Raw genomic sequence first — 21,172 nt, 5'->3', positions numbered from 1 at the left:
GGCTTACTTCGACTCCTTTGCTGCATAAATTTCATATTGTTCTTTTAAGTTAACTGGTAACTCTTCATACATGATGTTCATTAAGTCAGTAACTTTTTGTTTTGGAGCTTCATCAGCAATTTTGATTGCCTCTTTAATTTCTTCTTTAGCACGTTCGATTACTGCGTTTTCTTTCTCTTCATTCCAAATACCTTTGTTTTCAAGGAATTTACGGAAACGTACTAATGGGTCTTTCTTTTCCCATTCGCTATCAAGATCAGCAGTACGGTAACGAGTTGGGTCATCCCCAGCCATTGTATGTGGACCATAACGGTAAGTTAAAGTTTCAATTAATGTTGGACCTTCACCGTTGATTGCTCTTTCACGAGCTTCACGTACAGCAGCGTAAACTGCTAATGGATCCATACCATCTACTTGAATTCCAGGGATACCTGCAGCAACTGCTTTTTGAGCAATTGTTTTCGCAGCAGATTGTTTCTCAACTGGAGTAGAAATTGCAAAACGGTTGTTTTGTACAACGAAAATTGCAGGAGCTTTAAATGCACCAGCAAAGTTAATTCCTTCGTAAAAATCACCTTGTGAAGCTCCACCATCACCTGTATAAGTGATCGCAACAGCTTTAGCACCACGTTTTTTCATTCCTAATGCTACACCAGCAGTTTGGATGTATTGTGCACCAATAATGATTTGTGGAGAAATTACGTTTACACCTTCAGGAATTTGGTTTCCTTGGAAGTGACCACGTGAGAATAAGAATGCTTGAGATAAAGGAAGTCCATGCCAAATAATTTGCGGAACATCACGATATCCTGGAAGAATAAAATCTTCTTTTTCTAATGCGAATTGTGAAGCCAATTGCGAAGCTTCTTGTCCTGCAGTAGGTGCATAGAAACCTAGGCGACCTTGTCTGTTTAATGAAATAGAGCGTTGATCAAGAATACGAGTATAAACCATACGAGTCATTAATTCTTGTAATTGCTCATCACTTAAATCAGGCATTGCAGATTCGTTTACAACTTCACCCTCTTCATTTAAAATCTGAAGTGTTTGAAATTGGTTTGCCACTTGTTCAAGCTGTGCTTGCACATCAAATTGTGCCTTCTTTGTTTTAGAAGCCATTAAAGCCACCCTTTCCTTTCATATTAAAAGACTTTTTTCTGTAAAACAAATAGATGTTTACAATGTGTTTCAACGTGGTAAACACTTAGTTGGGTAACGCTTTCTATTCCTTAAAGCATATCGCTCTAAGCAACAAAAAAAACCATACTTAAACAGTTTTCCACAAAATACGCAAGAAAAAACGTCTTATAAAATTAATTCGGTTTCCGTATAGACTGTATCAATTATTTATATGTAAATATTAATACAACTGTTCAATACATTTATAAGTTTAATATACTTAAATATTATCCGTCAATCTTTAAGCTCGAAGTTTTTATTATTTTTTTACACAAAATTAATACATCTGTATTATTTACAACACAACATCTGTATCATACAGAAAACACTATTTACAACTGTTTTATAATAACTTCCCTGAGTGTCGAAAAATCATTCCTTGTCTATATGAACTCTTTGTATGTTTTGAATACTGCATGATACAAAGCACCTCCTACATTTTAAAATAGTATCCTACAAAAAAAAGCCACAAAACAAAGTGTGTCCAAAGAAACAAAATTCATGCCCCGTTTGTCCTCTCTATTTTGTAACTTATAAAAATTTTAATAGGATAAAGGTAATAATCAAATAATAAGTATTACTTTTTCTCTTCTTCCTCTTCATTCATTTTGATTTTTATGCCGGCTTCTTTATAGAAATCTACTTTCAAATCATTATATTTCTTCGTTAATTCATTAAATGTTTGGTTATTTTTATAAACCGTCTCATACGTATCATTGATCTTTTTTACTTGTTTTTCTAAATCGTCCATATTCACGTCTTCATCTTTAAACATTTCATAAAGCTTTTTATCACTATTAAGCCCTTCTATGTAATTTGCGTATAATTTATCATGTTCTTCATAACGGGCCATCATTGTTTGGTAAAGATCATCTGCCTTATTCTTTAATGATTTCTCTTCCTTTTTATCTAATTCTTCTATGTCTGTCGCTATTGTTTCAAACTTTTTTTGTGACTGTTTTATACTGTCTGCTTCTTTATCCATATATTCTTTTCTTTTAGAAATAGATTCTAGAGCTTCGTCCGATAATTTTGTAATTTCATCCATGTCCTCTAATCCAAGACTAATTATTTTAGAATAAATATCTTGTTCCTTCTTTTCTAATTTGACAAGAGGCTCTTGCTGTTCTTCAAAACCACTTTCAATCTTAACTACTTCTTCTAGTTTTTCATACATTTTCTCACTTGGAGAATTAAAATTGCACCCAGCAGCAATTATCGTAAAAAGCATAATTGTACTAATTAAAACACTTCGTTTCATTTCTTTCCTCCTCACTTTCTTATTACTATATCGATTCTTCTGTACTTTGACAATAATGGTTCCCTTCTTCGTATCCATCTTGATTCTTTAAAAAATTTGATAAAAACACAATTCTTCCCTGCATAATTATCAGTTGCTGATTTTTTTAACAGGCAGCGCTGATTACTTTAGAAATATTTTTATATTATAAACATATTAGCTTGTCCTATAATATATTATAGGTATATCTAATTATCTTCTTGCATAAAGTACTATTCTCATTTATTAACTTTTTATTCTATCTCTGTTAGACTACTTTTATAAACCGTTAGATACAAGGAAGTGATTATTTTGATAACAATGACAGATATTATTCGCGACGGTCATCCAACACTGAGACAAGTGGCAAGTGAAGTTACCATGCCACCAAGCGAAGAAGACAAAAGCATTCTAAAAAGCATGATGGAATATTTAATAAATAGCCAAAACCCCGAATTAGCAGAAAAGTATGGTTTAAGAGGCGGAGTAGGCTTAGCTGCTCCGCAAATAAATGTTTCCAAAAGAATGATTGCTGTGCATGTTAAAGATGAAAATGACAAGCAATACAGCTACGCTTTATTCAATCCTAAAATCATTAGCCATTCCATAGAAAAAGCTTATTTAACAACTGGCGAAGGCTGCCTTTCTGTCGATGAAACCATTCCAGGTTTCGTTCCAAGGTATGCAAGAATTACTTTGAAAGGGATCGATTTAGACGGAAAAGAAATTAAATTACGCCTTAAAGGATTACCAGCAATTGTATTCCAACATGAAATTGATCATCTTAATGGTGTGATGTTTTATGATCATATCAATGAAAAAGATCCTTTTCTTCCTATTGATAATGCAATACCTGTTGAAAGATAAATTTTGTATCTAAGAAATGGTTCGATCATCATTATTCGAGCCTCTTCTTCTTTCTCTTATTTCGCCCCTGTTTCATACTAAATAAGGCTTTACCCCGCTGCAATTGCTCACTTTCCATTCAGCCTATTTTACAATTACCAACATTATCCATGAGAATCCTACAAAAATATTCATATACTATTTATATAAAAGGCTGTTTTCATAGCAAATACAAGGAATGCTCATCGTGTCAAAAAACTTTCTTTCCATTGGCTTCACACTAAAGATGGAAGATGGAGCTTCCTAAACACTCTCATACAGAACCGCAAATGGAATAGGGCCAAATAAAAGGAGTAAACCATTCTTCCGTAGCTAAAATAATGTAAAATCGCCTTCCATTTTGAATAATCGGATTGAAAAAACACCATCTAATAAACTATTTTTTACAAAAAGAAATATAAAATGAGAAGATGACTTTACTTTGTCCAAGAATGGTTTAAAATAGAGTTAAGGAGATGATCCACTATGTTAAAGAAGCTAAGAAAAAAGCTTTTAAAACAGTGGAAAGATTTACTTCGCAAAAAAACAATAGCTTAAAAAATTGAAGGGTATTTTTATGGTCCGGCCTATACCACGCTTAGTTAAATATAGTGGTTATTATACCGCTATACAAACCAAGCATTGTGGTACTGAGTCTGACCTTTTGTTTTAATAACGATTTCATTAGAATGATCATACATAAAAGTTATGTAATATTATTATGTTTCATAATAATATATAGAGGGTAAATATCTTTTTTCATTCCTCATTTTTATATGAATTTACTGAGAAAAGAACCTTTCTAATATAATGGCTATTAAAAGAAAAAACATGAAAACCATGTTGTTTTTTTATATAATAAATTTCAGAAACAAATGATTAAGGAGCGATTTACAATGATATTTAAAGTATATTTTCAAGATTTAAAAACAGAGGTACCAGTAAGAGAAAATACTAGAACTATTTTCGTAAAAGGTGTATCAGAAAGAGATGTTCGAACAAAATTAGCAGAAAAACCATATAATATCGAGTTTATTACTAGCGTAGAAGGTGCATTCTTAGAATATGAACAACAAAACGAAGACTTTACAGTATTGGAGATTGAATAATGAAATTTGTAAAAAATGATCAAACTGCTGTATTTGCCCTAGGAGGATTAGGGGAAATCGGTAAAAATACGTATGGTGTCCAGTTTCAAGATGAAATTATTTTAATTGATGCTGGGATTAAATTTCCTGAGGACGAGCTTTTAGGAATTGACTATGTTATTCCTGATTATACTTTTTTAGAGAAGAACGCAGACAAAATTAAAGGCTTATTTATCACGCATGGTCACGAAGATCATATTGGTGGTATTCCTTACCTTTTAAGACAAGTTAATATCCCTCTTTACGGAGGCAAACTGGCATTAGCACTTGTTCGTAACAAGCTAGAAGAGCATGGTTTATTGCGACAAACAACGATGCACGAAATTCAAGAAGACGATATTATTAAATTTAGAAAAACATCTGTTTCTTTCTTTAGAACTACTCATAGTATACCTGACTCCTATGGGATTGTTGTCAAAACACCACCTGGGAACATTGTACACACTGGAGATTTTAAATTTGACTTTACTCCAGTTGGGGAACCTGCCAATTTAACAAAAATGGCTGAAATAGGGAAAGAAGGCGTTTTGTGCTTATTATCTGATAGTACAAATAGTGAAGTACCTAATTTTACTATGTCTGAAAAAAAAGTCGGAAAAAGCATCCATGATACTTTTATCAAAGCCGACGGTAGATTGATTTTCGCTACTTTCGCTTCCAATATTTATCGTTTACAGCAAGTAACAGATGCAGCCGTAGAGTTTGGCCGCAAAATAGCTGTTTTTGGACGCAGTATGGAAGCAGCTATTAACATCGGTTTAGAACTTGGCTTTATAAAAGCACCAAAAGAAACCTTTGTTGACCCGCAACAAATTAACCGACTGCCGGCTAATCAAGTGGTCATACTTTGTACAGGAAGCCAAGGTGAACCAATGGCAGCTCTATCAAGAATTGCTAATGGTACACATAGACAAATCCAAATTATCCCTGGTGACACTGTGGTATTCTCTTCCAATCCAGTACCAGGTAATACATTAAGTGTTAATAAAACAATTAATCAACTTTACCGAGCAGGTGCGGAAGTAATTCATGGACCACTTAACAATATTCATACTTCTGGTCATGGCGGTCAACAAGAGCAAATGTTAATGCTTCGATTAATTAAACCTAAATTCTTTATGCCAATTCATGGAGAGTTTAGAATGCAAAAAACACACGCACAAACTGCTGTTGATTGTGGTGTAAAAGAAGAGAACTGCTTTATTATGGATAATGGTGAAGTATTAGCACTTTCAAGCGATACAGCACAGGTCGCTGGTAAAATTCCATCTGGAAATGTATATATTGATGGAAGCGGAATTGGCGATATTGGTAATATCGTTTTACGCGATCGTCGAATTCTTTCAGAAGAAGGCTTAGTGGTTGTCGTGGTAAGTATTAATATGACTGATTTTAGAATTGCCGCTGGACCTGATCTTATTTCAAGAGGATTTGTGTATATGCGCGAGTCTGGTGATTTAATCAATGATGCACAAACATTAATAAGTAAACATTTAAATAAAGTAATGGAGCGCAAAACGACACAATGGTCAGAAATAAAGAATGAAATAATTGATACTATTTCTCCATTCCTATATGAAAAAACAAAACGTCGCCCAATGATCCTTCCTATTATTATGGAAGTATAAATAAGTAAAAAGGAGCTATTCGTTCGATAACGAACAAATAGCTCCTTTTTCTTGTTAAGACATAACCTTGTTCTCAAAACGGTTAATATCCGAGTCAGCTCCAATTACGATCAAGATATCCTTTTCTCTGATTGATTCTGATGCTTGAGGAGAAACGATAATTTCCTTCCCTCTTTTTATGGCAACAATAGTAATTCCATATCTGGCACGAATATCTAAATCAATGATCGAGCGACCATCTAATTTATGACTTGCTTTAATTTCCACAATACTATGCTCATCCGATAGCTCTAAATAATCTAGGACATTGTTAGAGACAATATTATGGGCTATTCTCTTGCCCATATCCCTTTCAGGATGAACAACTGCATCTGCCCCTATTTTACTTAGTACTTTCTCATGATAATCATTTTGGGCTTTTACCGTTATATTTTGCACTCCTAATTCCTTCAGCATTAAAGTTGTTAAAATACTTGCTTGGATATCTTCCCCAATTGCAACAATAACATGGTCAAAATTACGGATTCCGAGACCTTTCAATACTGTTTCATCTACTGCATTACCTACCACTGCATGTGAAACTAGATTTGCGTATTCATTTACTTTTTCTTCACTTTTATCAATGACCATTACATCCATACCTAGCTCGGTTAATTCCCTGCAAATACTACCACCAAATCTTCCGAGGCCAATAACCGCAAAAGCTCTTTTCACAATAAAATCCTCCAACAATCATAAAAATTTCACCTAAATAAATCGTCCCTATTATAACATTAAATCACTTGATTAACATACAAAAGCTAATGATGTTTCCCAACCAGTTATTGTTGATTATTTATGACACGGTTGATACGTGTATTTAACATTTTTAAATTAGTACCGCCCGCCTGGTAGTACCGCAGCTTTCTTTCCCTATCAAATAAATAGTAGGAGGGAACATATTCATTCGAAAACGTCTTGGCTAGCTGAAAGTCATGATCTACATAAATAGATTGTGTCATACTATACGTCTCGGCAGTCTGTTTTATTAAATCAATATCTAAATCTCGCTCTGTTCGCGGGAAATGCACAGATATTATTACAAGATTATCCTTATATAACTCCCTATATTGGTTTAATTCGGGCATAGCCTTTTTACAAAAATAACAACTTACAGACCAAAAATGAATTAAAATCAGCTTATCTCTTATTTCATCTGTAAGCTTTGTTTCTCCGTTAACCCATATGGTCGGAGTGTTCCAGTTTGGAAGTTGCTCACCTATTTTCAATGATTCGTTACCTTCTTTCCTTCTATCCCTATATATACATTTGCATAAAAAGTTAGTGAATCATGTCTCCCCGCTTTCAGATAAACAGAATATCCTATTTGCAAACCTATTAAAGTAACTAACTTATACGAAGCTCAATAGAATAGCTTCACCTCTTAGTTTATCAAATACTTTAAAGGGAATAAAAAGAAAAAACTTATTTTTTAATAAAAGGAGTACAATTTCTAATGATGTATGTGGATGAAGTTAAAACGAATATTCGAAATATTGAATGGGGGGATTTCCTTCTAGACACTTCCTATGTAACTATAAAAATTCTCTTGATCTTGTTAAGTTATATTTTCATCAAGAAGATGGCTAAGAAAGTAATAAATAAATTATTCGAAACTTATATTCAAAAGCATTCTATCTCCCGAGGCAGAGCCTTCACTTTAGAAAGCTTAACGAATAATGTAATTACTTATGTATTATTTTTTATACTCATTATTACCATTCTTCAATTACTAGGAATTGACGCAACGGCCATATTAGCTGGAGCTGGTATTATTGGATTAGCAGTTGGTTTTGGTGCACAAGGTTTAGTAAGCGACCTAGTGTCAGGATTCTTTTTATTATTAGAAAAACAATTAGAAGTGGGTGAACTTGTATCAATAGGAGATTTTTCAGGTACTGTTGAACAAGTAGGGCTGCGAACAACACAAATTAGAGCTGCTGATGGAACTCTGCACTTTATCCCTAATCGTGAAATCACACAGCTAAGTAACCACTCTCGGGGAGAAATGCAAGCTTTAGTAGATATAGATATTTCTGTACATAATGATCTACCGAAAACATTAGAAATTTTAAAGCCTTTATGTGAACGTATCGCCAAAGAAAATCCAGTAATTACGGATGGACCAGATGTGATTGGGATACAAAACATGGAATCAAATACTATCACTATTAGAATACTGGCCAAAACCATCAATATGGAGCAATGGGGGGTCGAGCGATTAATCAGACAAGAAGTAAAGATCGCGCTTGATGAAAATGGTATTAAACTTCCAGAAACTCCGCTTATAGTAGATAAAAAGAGTTAAAACAAGGCTTACTGCTCCATTACGCAGTAAGCCTTCTCTTTTATATAAACAGAGTTCCTCTAAATATTCTTAATTGCCTTTTTTGGTTAAATACGCTGTTAATATATTTACAGCCACCTGTAAGGCATCCTCTTTTGGATTGAGCTTGCTATGATGTAATCCAAAGGGAGAGTCTACTCCAAGCCAAAACATAAATCCTGGGATTTCCTTTAACATATAGCCGAAATCTTCCCCTGTCATGGCTTCTTTACACTCAAATAATGTTGCTTCTGTTTCCTCTATAATAAAATTCATAAACTCTTTTGTTAATAGCTCATTATTATCCACTTGATAATAACCACTTCCGAAATCAATGGTGCATTCACAGTCATAGGCGATTTCAGTTCCTTTTACTAAAGATTGGACGCGATTTTTCACTTTTTCCATTGCTTCACTAGAAAGCGTACGCATCGTTCCTTCTAGCCTTGCTGTTTCGGCGATAACATTTTGAACCGTACCGCCTGTGATTTTCCCAATCGTTACAACAGCACTTTCTAGTGGATTTATATTTCTAGACACGATTGACTGGAGCTGGGATACCAATGTACATGCAGCAACGACCATATCATTTGTTAAGTGAGGATAGGCTGCATGTCCCCCTTTCCCTTTTAAATCAATAAAGAGTTCTGATGTATTCGCAAATAATAAGCCAGGCTTAATCGCAATCGTCCCTACAGGATATTCAGGAGCAACATGAAGTGCTATTATCATATCTGGCTTCCATGCTTGGAGCTCCTCACTTTTCAACATCGGTTCAGCCCCTCCTGGTCCCTCTTCTGCAGGTTGAAAGATAAATACCACATCATCGTTAATTGGATTATTAATAATATTTATCAGCACACCTAATGCGATCGTCATATGAAAATCATGACCGCAAGCATGCATTTCAGTCGGATGCTCTGATACGAAAGATAATGCTGTTTCTTCCACAATCGGTAATCCATCCATATCAGCACGATAGCCAATCGTTTTTGTTGGATTAAGTCCATTGACCTTTACGATGATTCCAGTCTTCCATGTTTTCACTTCTACACGTTCATCTGCGACGCTATGAATCATCTGTAGTAAATATTGCTGTGTTTTAAATTCTTTAAATCCAAGTTCTGGAATTCTATGCAGTTGTCTGCGAATAGTAACTAAATCTATCGTATTCCCCATCTAGCTCCCCTACTTTTCCTTTTGTTCATTATATCGTTTTACATAGCCTTTAGGTTACCTACAAGAAAAGCGCGGAAGTTTCTCCACGCTTTTCATCAAAATTATAATTGACGTAACTCTTGCATAATTTCTGTTTTTGATTTTGTTTTATCATCAATTTCTTTTACCACTCGTGCAGGTGCTCCTGCTACTAATGTATTCGCGGGAACATCTTCTAATACTATAGCTCCTGCAGCAACTACAGAACCTTTTCCTACAGTTACACCCTCTACAATAACTGCATTTGCACCAACCAATACATCATCTTCGATAATAACTGGTTTAGCAGAAGGAGGCTCAATTACACCAGCTAATACTGCACCTGCTCCAATATGACAGTTTTTACCTACAGTAGCTCGTCCACCCATTATAACTCCCATATCAATCATTGTACCTTCGCCGATAACAGCACCAATATTAATAACAGCACCCATCATAATAACAGCGTTATCACCAATATCAACTTGATCACGAATAATTGCACCTGGCTCAATACGAGCTTTTATATTTTTTAAATCTAATAAAGGAATAGCGGAATTTCTGCGATCATTTTCAATTACATAATCCGTTACTTTATCCTTATTAGCTTCAATTACACTTTGAATGTCTGTCCATTCTCCAAAAATCACCCCAGAATTGCCGCTGATAAAGGTTTGGATATTCTCACCAAATTCAACAGCTGATAAATCCCCTTTTACATATACCTTAACAGGTGTAGATTTTGTACTATTTTGAATAAATGAAATAATTTCATTTGCATCCATCATTTTCATTTCTTTACCTCCAGTTATGTATAAATTACAATATAAAAATTACTTTACCAAACAAAAGTTATGAAAACAAGCAATAATTATTATAATATTAAGGATTAATTGCTTTCACTTTTTCTTCTTCAAGGTATTCATTGACAATCTCTAAGAACGCTTGAACTTGCTTTAATTGAAAATTTGCCTCATAGCCAATTAACCAAGTCCCTCTTGTAATAGGTTTATTATTATCATTAAATAATGGTATTCTTGATAGTGCCTCATCAGCTTTTCTTAAGGCAATGGAAGGTAAGATACTATATCCAATGCCATTAAAAGAAAGCTGTTTACATGTTTCAATTTGATCTACAACAATAGTATTCTTAGGAGGCATTTGCAAATTCTGATGCCACCAAACTTGTATTTCTTCGTAATAGTTAGAATCACTTTTAAATTGGATAAACGGTCGATCAGTTAAGGCAATATCTTCTAACTGAGCAATTTCTCGATCCACTAAATAAAGTGGATCATCGAATAAATGTATTTTTATCCCTTTCCAATCAGATACCCCTCTTATGATACCGATATGCATATTATCCTCTGAAACTGATTTCATCATATCGCTGCTCCAACCAGTTACTAATGATACTTTTGCTTGTGGGTAGCGCTCGACAAATCGTTTTAAAACTTCTGGAAGCCAATTTTGTCCTACTATACTAGCGACAGCGATTTTTAATGTTCCATATACCTCTTCTTTAAATGCATGAATGGATTCTTTTACTTCTTCTTCTTTTTTTAAAGTTTCCCTTGCAAATTTCGTTACTAATTCTCCTGCGGCAGTAAGAGAGAGGCCTCTTTGCGACCTAATAAATAACGGGGTTCCCCAGTCTTTCTCAATATTTTGCAGCCTTTGAGAAAGGGCTGGCTGGGTGACAAATAATCTCTCTGCTGCTTTGCGCATATTCATTTCCTGTGAAAGTACAGTTAATAGTTGTAATTCAGAAATTGTTGACATAACATTATCCTCATAAAATAAAAATTGTTATCAAAAGAGGGATACATCTCTAATGAAGAGGCAGACAAGAGTGGCAGCCGTAGATGAAGGTATAATACGTTTAGCGTTCATTTTGATTGATTTGATGCAAATAAATATTAAGTCGCATTAATATTGCTCTTCTTGTTAAAATTCCATCAAAATAGCCATCTTCTGTTTCCACGCAAATAAAAGGATGGTCTACTAAATATTTTATCGTATGTAATACAGAACTATTGCTCTTCACTCTTGGTATTACCTTATTCATAATTGTTTCTACTTTTATTTCTTCAAGCTTCTCAAACTCAATTCTTTCTAAGCCTAATATGCTATCCATGATGAGCGGAGTGCTGACTAAGCCATGGAGTTTATAATGAGCATCTAATACTGGTATTGCTGAGTATCCACTTTTTGTTAAGACAAGCAGAGCGTGTTCTAAACTATTTCCTATCTGCACATGTGCTACTCGTTCAGATGGAATTAATAAGTCCTTTAAAGTAATGTTTAAAAACTCTTCGCTGTGCATACTTATCATAGCCGAAAACTCCTCACAAAATATATTTATACCTCATTTTATCATAGTTCTCGGCATTATGCTCTTTTAACCCTTACTCGTTTTTATATTCCTTACAAGCAGTTGACAATGTGGGCATTGAAAGATTACATTTTGATTAGATTGAGCAGTTAAGACATTCTCCAGTTTTTCTTCTTTTGAACATTCTGGACAAATAACTGTCGGCATCATATTTATCACCTCAACTATTAGTATGGTTTCCCATGTTTTTTTTCATGTAGGAAAAATCTTCAATGTTCAGCAGGTTTTTATCCTTATATTGAATTCTCCTGATTTACTAGCCGTTAGCAGGACTATTAATACTAGAAGTAAAAAAAACCTTCAGCAAAATGGACTATTCCATCTTGCTGAAGGTTTTTTTAAATAAGATTACTGAATTAAATCAAAAATCTCAATTGTAATCATATCAACATTATCAAATTGATATCTTTTTGGTTTTTCCTTGTCATTATATACTTCTAGTTCAAACGTCTCTGTTTTTGGATGGAATGTTACTTGACACTTTCTCTCTCCATTTACCTCAAAGAAACGTTGAGTTGGTTCTCCCCCAGTTGCCTGCTCTTGTAGATTTTTCAATCTTGTTAATATGCCTTGTAATTGTGACATGCTCTCTCTCCTTTCAAACAAACCTTTATTAAGCATAGGTTTCACTATTAGCATGTTTCTATACACTTTCTTCGTTTAATTTAGTACAATTCGCCTCTTGTGTAAAATGCCAATACTAACAGAATAAAAGATTGTCGAGAGTTTGTCCAAGTAAAACTGAAAAAAACTCGGTGTTTTTTTATTATTTATTTCCTCTGAATATTCTTACCATTTCACAAATTAACATACACACTTTCCTTAGGAGTATAATTTCTAGCTAAAATGATGACAAGAACTTCTTTTATCACTCAAAAGAATTGCATGATAATAACTTTCTTTGTATGATTAGTTAAAGATAAAAGTAGGAGGAACATTATGCATCAAATCACATTGTTTACTCAACCAGATTGTCCCCCTTGCGAATATTCAAAGCTATTCTTAAAAGAACATGGTTTTGATTTCGAAATGAGAGATATTCAAAAGGACCCTCGTGCCAAAAAAGACTTAATAAAGAAATATCAATCTTTTTCCACTCCAACATTCGTAATTGATGGAACGGTCATTTATGGATTTGATTTGGAAAAGCTAAAGGAAGCTTTGAATCTTTCTTAATACTTATTATGGCGTACAGCACCTAATGTGCGCCATAAACTTTACAATGATAATATTAGAGATGATTTGTGTTTAAATCATTATAGTTTTTATTATTCTTTATATAAGTAACTTGATTATCAATGGAAAATAACGGCATATACACTAATGTACTATAGTTTTTTTCTTTACTCTTTAAAATGGACCTTACCTCTTTATCTGAAAGCATATTGGTTATAAGCCATTTATTATTCCATTTTCTTATCAAAATCCCTTCATAAGAACCTTCATATACTTTTTCTCCAATAACAATTGGTTCATAATATTCATATAGGAGTATACTATTCTCTTCTTGTTCTACAAAGGTTTGTTCTGATAATTGATAAAAAGGTAGATAATATTTACCAAATTCATTACCATATGTAAAAAAGTTCCCTTGTTCTCCAGTCAAGTTTTCATTAAGAAATAAATAAATTAGTTTGTCTGAAAAATAAGGCGTTAGGATTTCTTCTATCTCCTCCATTTCTCTTGCTTCTTTACTTAATGATACTTGTGCCCGGAATGCCTTTTCTACAAAAGCGAATACTTCCTCTCGACTTGTCAAATGGCTGGCGGCGTCAATGGAATACGGAAAAACACTCCACATAGAAATAATCAATAAGATAAAGAAGCTTTTTTTCATCAAATCCTTCCCTTCTCTAATTACGCTGATTCCATTTCATTACTATTCCATACCCTTTCTATTCCTAATAAAACAAGCTGAAGAGAAAATCTCTTCAGCTTGTTGTTAAGGAAGCAATAATTTCATTCGATCAAGATAATTATAGGACAAATCAATAAATAAATATTCTTTTGAATTTAACGGATAAGAATACGTTCTAACCGTTTCACCGGTTTCAATATCACTATATAGATCGGATAATATCCCTCGTTTTTCAGTTCGCATCTTCATAATATTTTCTAAAAAATATGGTCTCCAACTCCAATTTTTATGTGCATATTCGGGTTGTATAAGCCAATCATTCTCATATTTAATGATATTGGCAGATTTCTGAAACCCATCTTCATCACAAACATACATTCGAAAAGCAGCATCCGTTAACTCGGCAGACAATAATTTTAATAACTCCTCATAGGTAGAATATTTCTTGTATTTGACAAGCAGTGCTTGTAATTGACCTTGAAACTCTTCTGTTAAGTCATAGATCGTCGATAATTTCTTCTTTTCTGAAAGGATAAATTCATGAAACATATTTCTCAATGTTTCCTTTCTAATATTACGTTCAACGAAATTCTCCTCTGGATAATGTAAGTAATACCCTTGATAAAATCTTCCTCCATTTTTCCAAGCAAATTGAAGCTGATAAACCATCTCGATATTTTCAAATAATAAAGTAGCACCAATTTTTCGAGCAAGCATAGATAATGAATACAATACATCTTGATAAGTGTGCGAGGTGGACGTAGACCGCAAAGCCAATAAATCAATCTTCAAAATGTCCGGGCCTAAATCACTTAGGCGATCAAGATAACTGCTATCGCTTCCCATTTTATCAATCGCAATCTTTATACCATATGTTCGATAGTAAATTAATAAATGATCTAAATGATCAAATTGTCCTTGATAATTTCTTTCAGACAGCTCTAGAACGATCCGATTCAGCTTGATGCCTTTCTCTTCGTACTCCAATAAAGTATCTAAAAATGATTCTCCATCATCCTTCATCAGCATTTCAGCATCTCTATTGATAAAGAGCAATACGTCCTCATCAAGGGATAAAGCTTTATCCAAAGCTTTTGTCAAAATAACTTGATCTACTTCAAGCTTATATTCATCTGGAATTCCTTCATCTACAAAAAAATCGCCAAGACTTTCCACTCCATTTTGCCCATTGTATCTACCTAATACTTCATATCCAATAACCTGATGTTCATCAGCGCTAAAAATAGCTTGAAAATAAGGGATGACATTTTCTAAATCAGTCAAAATATCCAAAGCATCCATATTTTGATCGCCTCCCTAATAAGAAAAGCAAGCTCCTTTGCATATCATAATTAAGAATTTGGCAAATCGACGCCTTCCAAAAAGTAAAAAGTCTTTATCTTAAATGGATTTATTAATTAGTAAGCAAAGGTTCTTCACTTTATTTTAAGAAATTAAATAAACTTAATTATATCATATAAACACCTAGCTATCGAAATAATGATAGAAAATTCTTTCTATTTTCTAAACAATCCCTAAACTTGAATCAACTTAATTTAGCCTTCTTGGTAATAATATGCCCTCATATTTTGATGATAATATCGTATGATAACATTAGGAGTTGGCAAGAAAGAGGTAGTAATATGAAGTTGTTGAAACTATTACTTTTGCTCGCTCCCTTTTTTAGTTCGGAGCAAGTTTGGGAATACTTCCATATTGATGACCATCCAAGACAAAAAAACGAAATAGTAAGTCAAGTATCAAGCTCTTCTAATAAAATACTGTTAGATGTTCCATTGATAAAACAAAATCCAGAATTACGATATGGATGTGAGGTAACAAGTTTAGCAATGGTCTTAAATTATGCTGGTGTTAAAGTAACGAAAATGGACCTTTTTAAAGACATAGAGAAGGACTCAGATCCATTAGTCCGAAAAAACGGAAATATTATTAAATGGGGAGATCCTTCTATTGGCTTTGTTGGAGATATGACTGGAAAAAAGGCTGGTTACGCTGTATTTGATAGACCAATGGAAGATCTTGTTAACAAATATTTACCTGAAAGAGCAGTTAATTTAACAAATTCTTCTTTTCATGACTTAGAAAAACATGTTGAGAATGGTTATCCAATTGTCGTGTGGACGACAGGGGATTATCGTTTACCCGATAGATGGGAATCATGGGAACATAATGGAAGAACAATTAAAACACCATTGGATTTACATGCAGTTGTTTTAGTCGGGTTCAGTAAAGAGCATGTTTACTTAAATGATCCCTTATCTGGTAAGAAAAATGTCAAAGTAAATAAAAAAAACTTTATTAACTCCTGGCATGCTTTAAAGTCAAGAGCAATTAGTTATCGCTAAAGCCAAAAAGTTTTTTACACTTTGTATGGATCAAAGCTGAATATTCTAAGTGGCTGGCTGCATTCCCTTTAGTATTTGCTAACAGCTAATCAGCAGCTTGAATACACTTCACTTTCTATGTAGGCGAACGCTGCTCTTCATATGAGTTCTTGATCGCGCTAACCCTAGGAATTTGTATTCAGGCTGCCTTACTCTCCACCCTCTTATTCCCTATAAAATCAAGACTTCACACTTTTTAAACACTTAAATTATAATGGCAAATTTTCAATTATCCTTCCCTCCTGTATGTTTATGATTTACTCTTATCAATCATGTTTAAAATTGCCTAAGAAATTGTTCTGCGTCTTCACAAGTCAATGGCTTTGAATAATAATAACCTTGTGCTTTCTGACAATTTGCCTTTTTTAAAAAATCTTCTTGATCTTTATTCTCGACACCTTCTGCAATTACTTCCATTCCTAAATTTTGACCTAAGTGAATAATTGTAGTTGTAATGGCAGCATCCTTGGCATTTATCACAGCATCTTTAATAAAAGACTGGTCAATTTTTAACACATCGATGGGAAATTGCTTTATATAGCTAAGAGAAGAATAGCCCGTTCCAAAATCATCAACAGAAATAATAACACCCAATTCCTTTAAATTCCGCAAAATAGGAACTGCTTCTTTAATATTCTCCATAACCCCTTCTGTAATTTCCACTTCTAAGAGGAATGGCTGGATGTTATATTTTTGGATAGCATCTCGAATTACTTCTACAAAATTAGGTTGTTGAAATTGCTTAGGAGAAATATTCACAGCGATTCTGGTATCTAGGTTGTAAAGTGTTTTCCAAATCTTTATCTGCTCACACGCCGTTTCAATAACCCAATTCCCAATCGATATAATGAGACCCGTATCCTCAGCAAGCGGTATAAAGTCATTTGGAGCAACCAAGCCTAACGATGGACTCTCCCACCGTAATAGTGCTTCAAAGCTATTGAAAGTATAATCATTCAAATCAATTTGCGGCTGATAATACAATTTCAGTTCATTCCTTTGAATAGCTTTTCGTAATTTTGTTTCAATTGATACTATATTAGTTAAAGCTGTTGTCATATCAGAACGATAAAATTGATAGTGTGCTTTGCCTCTTTCTTTTACTCGAAAAAGTGCCTCATCAGCATTTTTTATCAATGTTTCAATATCTTCTCCATCCTGTGGATACATGCTAATTCCAATACTGGGACTTATATAATATTCCTGAGAATCTAGATAGAAAGAATTAGCAAAGGTTGAAAGGATTTGCTGAGCATTGCTTGCTGCTTCTTGTCTATTCGTCTGCGAAAGGAGAATATTAAATTCATCCCCTCCTTGACGATACACATGACATTTGTAATTATTAAACTCTAATAAGCGTTCCGCTACTTTTACAAGAATTTGATCACCTACAATATGACCAAATGTATCATTGATATATTTAAATCTGTCTAAATCAATGGTCATTAAGGCGAAAGCAGCTTGCTCTGTTTCCGCTCTTTTTATTTCAAGATTTATATCCTCCATTAGAGCTCGTCTATTATAAAGTCCTGTCAGCTGATCATGAAAAGACATAAACTGAATCTTTTCTTCCGTCTTCCTCCTTTCTGAAATATCTCTTAAGATGACATAAATCCCCTTAATGGTTCGATTCACTATAATAGGTACGAATTTTGAATGTACAGATAATTCTGTTCCCTTTTTGCTCATTAATTTACAATCGATTGATTGTGATGTATTTGTCAGTTTACATTTTCTAAAACTTCCATAAAAAACTGTATTCTCCCTATCTATTAGATCATAAAGCGAAAAAATCGTTTTAGCTTCGTCACTAAAACCAATTAATTTCAATCCAGCAGGATTCACCTCCTGTATAACTCCATCTAAATTGACTGTGAGAACAGCATCTAAGTTATTCTCTACTAATGAACGAAATCGTTGTTCACTTTCAAGTAATAAATGTTTTTCCTTGATGGATTCTGTAATATCTCTCGTAATAGAAACAATATATTTTACTTCATCTTGATCATCCTTTATAGGCGTTAAAACAGATTCTGCATAGATAATATTTCCATCTTCAAGCTTGATTTCATCTGTATAACTATGATTTCCTTTCATCTTACATACTGTAGAATATTCCTTTTGTAATCTAGCCGCTATGTAGGCAGAATTAACATCTTGGATTTTTTTCCCTATAAAGTTGAGTGGTAATTTAGCAAACAAGTATGCAGCTTCATTCACAAAAATATAGCGAAAAACTTCCCCTTTCTCGACTTTCATAATAAAGACCATATCTTTAATATACATAAAAATAATTTCAAAAATAATATTCTCTATATTTGATTTGGATTGAGCGATCATTTTCTTACTTGTGCTATTCTTGTTATATTTGTCCATCCATCTCATTCCTTACATGCAGCAATATATTAATTTGTTCTTAAAAGATATACACAATACACCAACGTCTTCTTTTACTACTATTATCGGCATGTGAATCCATTTCTGTACTCAAATAGATAAAAAATTATGTCTATTCTTAAAATAAAGTTTATCTTAATCTTGCTTCAGGAGCACACTTGACAGACAAGCTATTTTTTTTATTTCCTTTCTTTCGTAAAAATAGTATAATAACTTGTACTAAACAATAGAAAGGAGAGTTAAAACAATTGAATAAGCAGCAACAATATCCGCCGCCAATACAACCTACTGTTGTAAATCTTCTACAAGCAATCTCAGTTGTAAATCGTCATGCAAAGACTGCTCCAAACCCAAAGTTTTTATATAAATTAAAACATGACAGTTTACATAAACTATTAGCAGAAGGAAAAGCAAAGAAAATCGGTCTACACTTCTCAAATAATCCAAAATATAGTCAACAACAATCAGATTTATTGATTGCGTGTGAAAACTATACATTTCATTTGCCTCCGACTAAAAAGGATTTTGAGGAATTGCCACATTTAGGATCTCTCAATCAAAGTATTCGAAATCCCAAATCAACTCTTTCCTTAACACAATCTAAAAAGCTTTTATCCACCTATACTGGATTAAAAGAAGAGACACCACCAAATCATTCAATCCGCAAAAAGAAATACCAAAAACCTGTTTTTAAAAAACTTGGTGAAAGCTATTAATCTTGAATGAAAACGGTAATCCCCTCGATTCTATCAATTAAAAGAAAATAAGCAGCCTTATTATAATACAAGAATGTGGCTAGAATAAGCATTTCAACTAAAGAAACAGCCATCCCATCACATGAACGTTCGAATGCTGGGGTGGCTGTTTTTCGTCCTAAAAGGCTGTTTCAGAAAATTACTATTAGATAACCCTTACCGAACAATATTGAGGCTGCGGGTGATCATCACAAACCTTCGTTCCTAAAAAGAATAAGAACCCAACCAATTATACGGAACTTTTTTCAACTTCTTTGTATAATTGGTTGGGCTTATATTTGGTTGGGACACTTATGCCCCAGGTCTTTTAAGTAGTTCTTAAAGACAAATTAAGCAGAATCCGCTTCTTTCCCGCAGAAAGATCCTCTATTTAGTTATGTTGAGTCTCGTTTTAATTGTGCATCTCATAAAGCTTCCTTCTACAAAATGTTATTTTTCATAAATGAAGAATAGAAATGCAAAGTAATATGAATCAACAAAGACCAGTATTGGGAATCTATAGTATACAGGTAATCGTCTCTAAACTAAAAGGCCACACCATACATCAACAACATTTTATAAAATGATGTTATCGATAATATGAATTAATTCATTAATCTCAGGTTTACTTACTTGATCATTCGCTCCTACTACCTGGCCCTTATGTCTTAAATCATCTGTAATTAACGAAGAAAATATAACAACTGGCAATGCTGCTAAGTCAGGATTGTCTTTCACTACTTTTGTTAAATGATGTCCATCCATTTGAGGCATTTCTATATCGGTAATCATTAACTGAGCAGCTTCTTCTACTGGATGACCGTTCTCTATAGCTTTCGTTAAATAGTCTAATGCTTCACGCCCATTTTCGAAAAAGGTGATATCCTGGAATCCAGCAGCATTTAAAGTGTCTTCTAATAATTTTCTTAAAAGGGCAGAATCTTCCACAACAATTAGTTTCTTGTCACTTCTTTTTCTTTCACCTAATTTTTTTACTTGTTGAACATTGATTCCCGACTCCGGATTAATATCAACAACGATTTTTTCAAAATCTAATAATAAAATCATTTCTCCATTTAATTTGACTACCCCGATAATCTGACTTTCCGTTCCATAGTATGTCTCAGATGGTTTTTCAATGTTTTCCCATGATATACGATGAATTTGTGTTACATTATGAACATGGAAAATTATTTTTGTTTTATTAAATTCAGAAACAATATACTTGTCCTTTTCAGGAGTATCAGAAGGAGGATAACCTAATACATTTGCAAGATTAACAACAGTTAATACTTCTCCCCTTAACTCCATAATCCCTTCTATATATGGGTGTGCGTGTGGGATTGGTGTGATAGGTACTGGATTAATGATTTCTTTAACCTTAATCACATTGATTCCAAAATGATTCTTTCCTACGCTGAATTCTACAATTTCTAATTCATTTGTTCCCGTTTCTAAAAGTATCCCTTTATCATTTTTCATTTCTGTTTGTCCTTTCGCTCGCCTAAAAATTCACTTATTTAGCCAGACTACATCAAATTATTTATACCTATCTTTTATATCGGACTTTTTATCCACTCTTAAAGTAGGACTCGCTAATTTCCCTAAATTCGAAAGACGAAAAGCTGTTCACCATCCGATAGTATTTCAGTCTCCACGATTTTTACTAGTAAATGGCTAAAAAAAATGCTGTTCATGAAAG

Annotated in this window: 21 protein-coding genes; 7 read left to right on the top strand and 14 right to left on the bottom strand. The window is 33.5% G+C overall.

Annotation, left to right across the window (positions count from 1 at the left end):
• Positions 1–3: 3 nt before the first annotated feature.
• Together pdhA and NSS71_RS02795 are read right to left on the bottom strand one after the other, a co-directional pair.
• Positions 4–1,119 (bottom strand): pyruvate dehydrogenase (acetyl-transferring) E1 component subunit alpha, encoded by a 1,116-nt coding sequence (gene pdhA / locus NSS71_RS02800; RefSeq protein WP_047942994.1) that lies wholly within the window; start codon positions 1,117–1,119, stop codon positions 4–6.
• A gap of 637 nt (positions 1,120–1,756) precedes the next feature.
• Positions 1,757–2,440, bottom strand: a complete 684-nt coding sequence (locus tag NSS71_RS02795; protein WP_053215713.1) for a YkyA family protein — start codon at positions 2,438–2,440, stop codon at positions 1,757–1,759.
• A 330-nt stretch (positions 2,441–2,770) separates the two neighbouring features.
• On the opposite strand from NSS71_RS02795, the gene def reads away from it, so the two are divergent.
• The 3 genes from def (at position 2,771) to rnjA (ending at position 6,119) form a co-directional block, all read left to right on the top strand.
• Entirely contained in the window at positions 2,771–3,325 is a 555-nt protein-coding gene (gene def, locus NSS71_RS02790; RefSeq protein ID WP_047942993.1) for a peptide deformylase, read from the top strand.
• A gap of 914 nt (positions 3,326–4,239) precedes the next feature.
• Positions 4,240–4,452, top strand: coding sequence for a DNA-dependent RNA polymerase subunit epsilon (locus NSS71_RS02785; protein ID WP_047942992.1), 213 nt, complete (start codon positions 4,240–4,242; stop codon positions 4,450–4,452).
• Positions 4,452–6,119, top strand: coding sequence for a ribonuclease J1 (gene rnjA / locus NSS71_RS02780; RefSeq protein WP_047942991.1), 1,668 nt, complete (start codon positions 4,452–4,454; stop codon positions 6,117–6,119). The genes NSS71_RS02785 and rnjA overlap by 1 nt, the downstream gene beginning before the upstream one ends.
• A 54-nt stretch (positions 6,120–6,173) precedes the next feature.
• On the opposite strand, the gene NSS71_RS02775 is transcribed toward rnjA, so the two are convergent.
• Both NSS71_RS02775 and NSS71_RS02770 read right to left on the bottom strand, forming a co-directional pair.
• Positions 6,174–6,833: a potassium channel family protein gene (locus tag NSS71_RS02775; RefSeq protein WP_047942990.1), complete on the bottom strand. Its 660-nt coding sequence runs from the start codon at positions 6,831–6,833 to the stop codon at positions 6,174–6,176.
• A 107-nt stretch (positions 6,834–6,940) separates the two neighbouring features.
• The gene (locus NSS71_RS02770) at positions 6,941–7,387 is read right to left on the bottom strand and encodes a TlpA family protein disulfide reductase (RefSeq protein WP_047942988.1); all 447 of its coding nucleotides are present in this window, start codon (positions 7,385–7,387) and stop codon (positions 6,941–6,943) included.
• A gap of 227 nt (positions 7,388–7,614) precedes the next feature.
• Here NSS71_RS02770 and NSS71_RS02765 point away from each other — a divergent pair, with 227 nt between their 5' ends.
• Positions 7,615–8,466: a mechanosensitive ion channel family protein gene (locus tag NSS71_RS02765; protein ID WP_047942987.1), complete on the top strand. Its 852-nt coding sequence runs from the start codon at positions 7,615–7,617 to the stop codon at positions 8,464–8,466.
• 69 nt (positions 8,467–8,535) lie between these two features.
• Here the strand turns inward: NSS71_RS02765 and NSS71_RS02760 are convergent, their stop codons facing one another.
• The 6 genes from NSS71_RS02760 to NSS71_RS02735 all read right to left on the bottom strand — a co-directional run bounded on the left by NSS71_RS02760 (position 8,536) and on the right by NSS71_RS02735 (position 12,661).
• On the bottom strand, positions 8,536–9,663 hold the full coding sequence (locus tag NSS71_RS02760; protein WP_047942986.1) for an N-acetyldiaminopimelate deacetylase: 1,128 nt from the start codon (positions 9,661–9,663) through the stop codon (positions 8,536–8,538).
• A gap of 101 nt (positions 9,664–9,764) precedes the next feature.
• The gene (gene dapD, locus NSS71_RS02755) at positions 9,765–10,475 is read right to left on the bottom strand and encodes a 2,3,4,5-tetrahydropyridine-2,6-dicarboxylate N-acetyltransferase (protein WP_047942985.1); all 711 of its coding nucleotides are present in this window, start codon (positions 10,473–10,475) and stop codon (positions 9,765–9,767) included.
• 88 nt (positions 10,476–10,563) lie between these two features.
• Positions 10,564–11,463, bottom strand: a complete 900-nt coding sequence (locus NSS71_RS02750) for a LysR family transcriptional regulator (RefSeq protein WP_341151284.1) — start codon at positions 11,461–11,463, stop codon at positions 10,564–10,566.
• 100 nt (positions 11,464–11,563) lie between these two features.
• Positions 11,564–12,016 carry a cyclic-di-AMP-binding protein CbpB gene (cbpB, locus tag NSS71_RS02745; protein ID WP_047942983.1) on the bottom strand — a complete coding sequence of 151 codons (453 nt, stop codon included), beginning with the start codon at positions 12,014–12,016 and terminating at the stop codon, positions 11,564–11,566.
• 66 nt (positions 12,017–12,082) lie between these two features.
• Positions 12,083–12,226: a hypothetical protein gene (locus tag NSS71_RS02740; RefSeq protein ID WP_162531750.1), complete on the bottom strand. Its 144-nt coding sequence runs from the start codon at positions 12,224–12,226 to the stop codon at positions 12,083–12,085.
• Between the two features lie 198 nt (positions 12,227–12,424).
• Positions 12,425–12,661 (bottom strand): YkuJ family protein, encoded by a 237-nt coding sequence (locus NSS71_RS02735; RefSeq protein ID WP_016200943.1) that lies wholly within the window; start codon positions 12,659–12,661, stop codon positions 12,425–12,427.
• A 354-nt stretch (positions 12,662–13,015) separates the two neighbouring features.
• Here NSS71_RS02735 and NSS71_RS02730 point away from each other — a divergent pair, with 354 nt between their 5' ends.
• A complete protein-coding gene (locus tag NSS71_RS02730; protein ID WP_047942982.1) occupies positions 13,016–13,252 on the top strand; it encodes a glutaredoxin family protein in 237 nt (78 codons plus the stop codon).
• A 55-nt stretch (positions 13,253–13,307) separates the two neighbouring features.
• On the opposite strand, the gene NSS71_RS02725 is transcribed toward NSS71_RS02730, so the two are convergent.
• Both NSS71_RS02725 and NSS71_RS02720 read right to left on the bottom strand, forming a co-directional pair.
• A complete protein-coding gene (locus NSS71_RS02725) occupies positions 13,308–13,913 on the bottom strand; it encodes a DUF3993 domain-containing protein (RefSeq protein ID WP_061796797.1) in 606 nt (201 codons plus the stop codon).
• Between the two features lie 105 nt (positions 13,914–14,018).
• Positions 14,019–15,236, bottom strand: a complete 1,218-nt coding sequence (locus tag NSS71_RS02720) for an EAL domain-containing protein (protein WP_047942979.1) — start codon at positions 15,234–15,236, stop codon at positions 14,019–14,021.
• A gap of 341 nt (positions 15,237–15,577) precedes the next feature.
• Here NSS71_RS02720 and NSS71_RS02715 point away from each other — a divergent pair, with 341 nt between their 5' ends.
• Positions 15,578–16,300: a C39 family peptidase gene (locus tag NSS71_RS02715; protein WP_047942977.1), complete on the top strand. Its 723-nt coding sequence runs from the start codon at positions 15,578–15,580 to the stop codon at positions 16,298–16,300.
• 315 nt (positions 16,301–16,615) lie between these two features.
• Here NSS71_RS02715 and NSS71_RS02710 read toward each other — a convergent pair whose 3' ends face one another.
• Positions 16,616–18,715 (bottom strand): sensor domain-containing protein, encoded by a 2,100-nt coding sequence (locus NSS71_RS02710; RefSeq protein ID WP_235850432.1) that lies wholly within the window; start codon positions 18,713–18,715, stop codon positions 16,616–16,618.
• Between the two features lie 269 nt (positions 18,716–18,984).
• On the opposite strand from NSS71_RS02710, the gene NSS71_RS02705 reads away from it, so the two are divergent.
• A complete protein-coding gene (locus NSS71_RS02705; protein ID WP_047942975.1) occupies positions 18,985–19,452 on the top strand; it encodes a YkyB family protein in 468 nt (155 codons plus the stop codon).
• Positions 19,453–20,046: 594 nt separating this feature from the next.
• Here the strand turns inward: NSS71_RS02705 and NSS71_RS02700 are convergent.
• A complete protein-coding gene (locus NSS71_RS02700; protein WP_061796799.1) occupies positions 20,047–20,952 on the bottom strand; it encodes a chemotaxis protein in 906 nt (301 codons plus the stop codon).
• Positions 20,953–21,172 lie beyond the last annotated feature (220 nt).

The sequence above is a fragment of the Niallia sp. FSL W8-0951 genome (genome assembly GCF_038006525.1).
Classification (GTDB): Bacteria; Bacillota; Bacilli; order Bacillales; family Cytobacillaceae; genus Niallia; species Niallia circulans.
Note: the sequence above shows the minus strand (reverse complement) of the source record. Positions and strands in the feature narration are given on the sequence as shown.

Coding starts and splice junctions, on each gene's coding strand:
- cbpB (WP_047942983.1), bottom strand. CDS start 12,016: ATGATAAGTATGCACAGCGAAGAGTTTTTAAACATTACTTTAAAGGAC.
- NSS71_RS02750 (WP_341151284.1), bottom strand. CDS start 11,463: ATGTCAACAATTTCTGAATTACAACTATTAACTGTACTTTCACAGGAA.
- NSS71_RS02760 (WP_047942986.1), bottom strand. CDS start 9,663: ATGGGGAATACGATAGATTTAGTTACTATTCGCAGACAACTGCATAGA.
- pdhA (WP_047942994.1), bottom strand. CDS start 1,119: ATGGCTTCTAAAACAAAGAAGGCACAATTTGATGTGCAAGCACAGCTT.
- NSS71_RS02725 (WP_061796797.1), bottom strand. CDS start 13,913: ATGAAAAAAAGCTTCTTTATCTTATTGATTATTTCTATGTGGAGTGTT.
- dapD (WP_047942985.1), bottom strand. CDS start 10,475: ATGAAAATGATGGATGCAAATGAAATTATTTCATTTATTCAAAATAGT.
- NSS71_RS02720 (WP_047942979.1), bottom strand. CDS start 15,236: ATGGATGCTTTGGATATTTTGACTGATTTAGAAAATGTCATCCCTTAT.
- NSS71_RS02765 (WP_047942987.1), top strand. CDS start 7,615: ATGATGTATGTGGATGAAGTTAAAACGAATATTCGAAATATTGAATGG.
- NSS71_RS02740 (WP_162531750.1), bottom strand. CDS start 12,226: ATGATGCCGACAGTTATTTGTCCAGAATGTTCAAAAGAAGAAAAACTG.
- NSS71_RS02715 (WP_047942977.1), top strand. CDS start 15,578: ATGAAGTTGTTGAAACTATTACTTTTGCTCGCTCCCTTTTTTAGTTCG.
- NSS71_RS02730 (WP_047942982.1), top strand. CDS start 13,016: ATGCATCAAATCACATTGTTTACTCAACCAGATTGTCCCCCTTGCGAA.
- NSS71_RS02795 (WP_053215713.1), bottom strand. CDS start 2,440: ATGAAACGAAGTGTTTTAATTAGTACAATTATGCTTTTTACGATAATT.
- rnjA (WP_047942991.1), top strand. CDS start 4,452: ATGAAATTTGTAAAAAATGATCAAACTGCTGTATTTGCCCTAGGAGGA.
- NSS71_RS02735 (WP_016200943.1), bottom strand. CDS start 12,661: ATGTCACAATTACAAGGCATATTAACAAGATTGAAAAATCTACAAGAG.
- NSS71_RS02710 (WP_235850432.1), bottom strand. CDS start 18,715: ATGGACAAATATAACAAGAATAGCACAAGTAAGAAAATGATCGCTCAA.
- NSS71_RS02785 (WP_047942992.1), top strand. CDS start 4,240: ATGATATTTAAAGTATATTTTCAAGATTTAAAAACAGAGGTACCAGTA.
- NSS71_RS02700 (WP_061796799.1), bottom strand. CDS start 20,952: ATGAAAAATGATAAAGGGATACTTTTAGAAACGGGAACAAATGAATTA.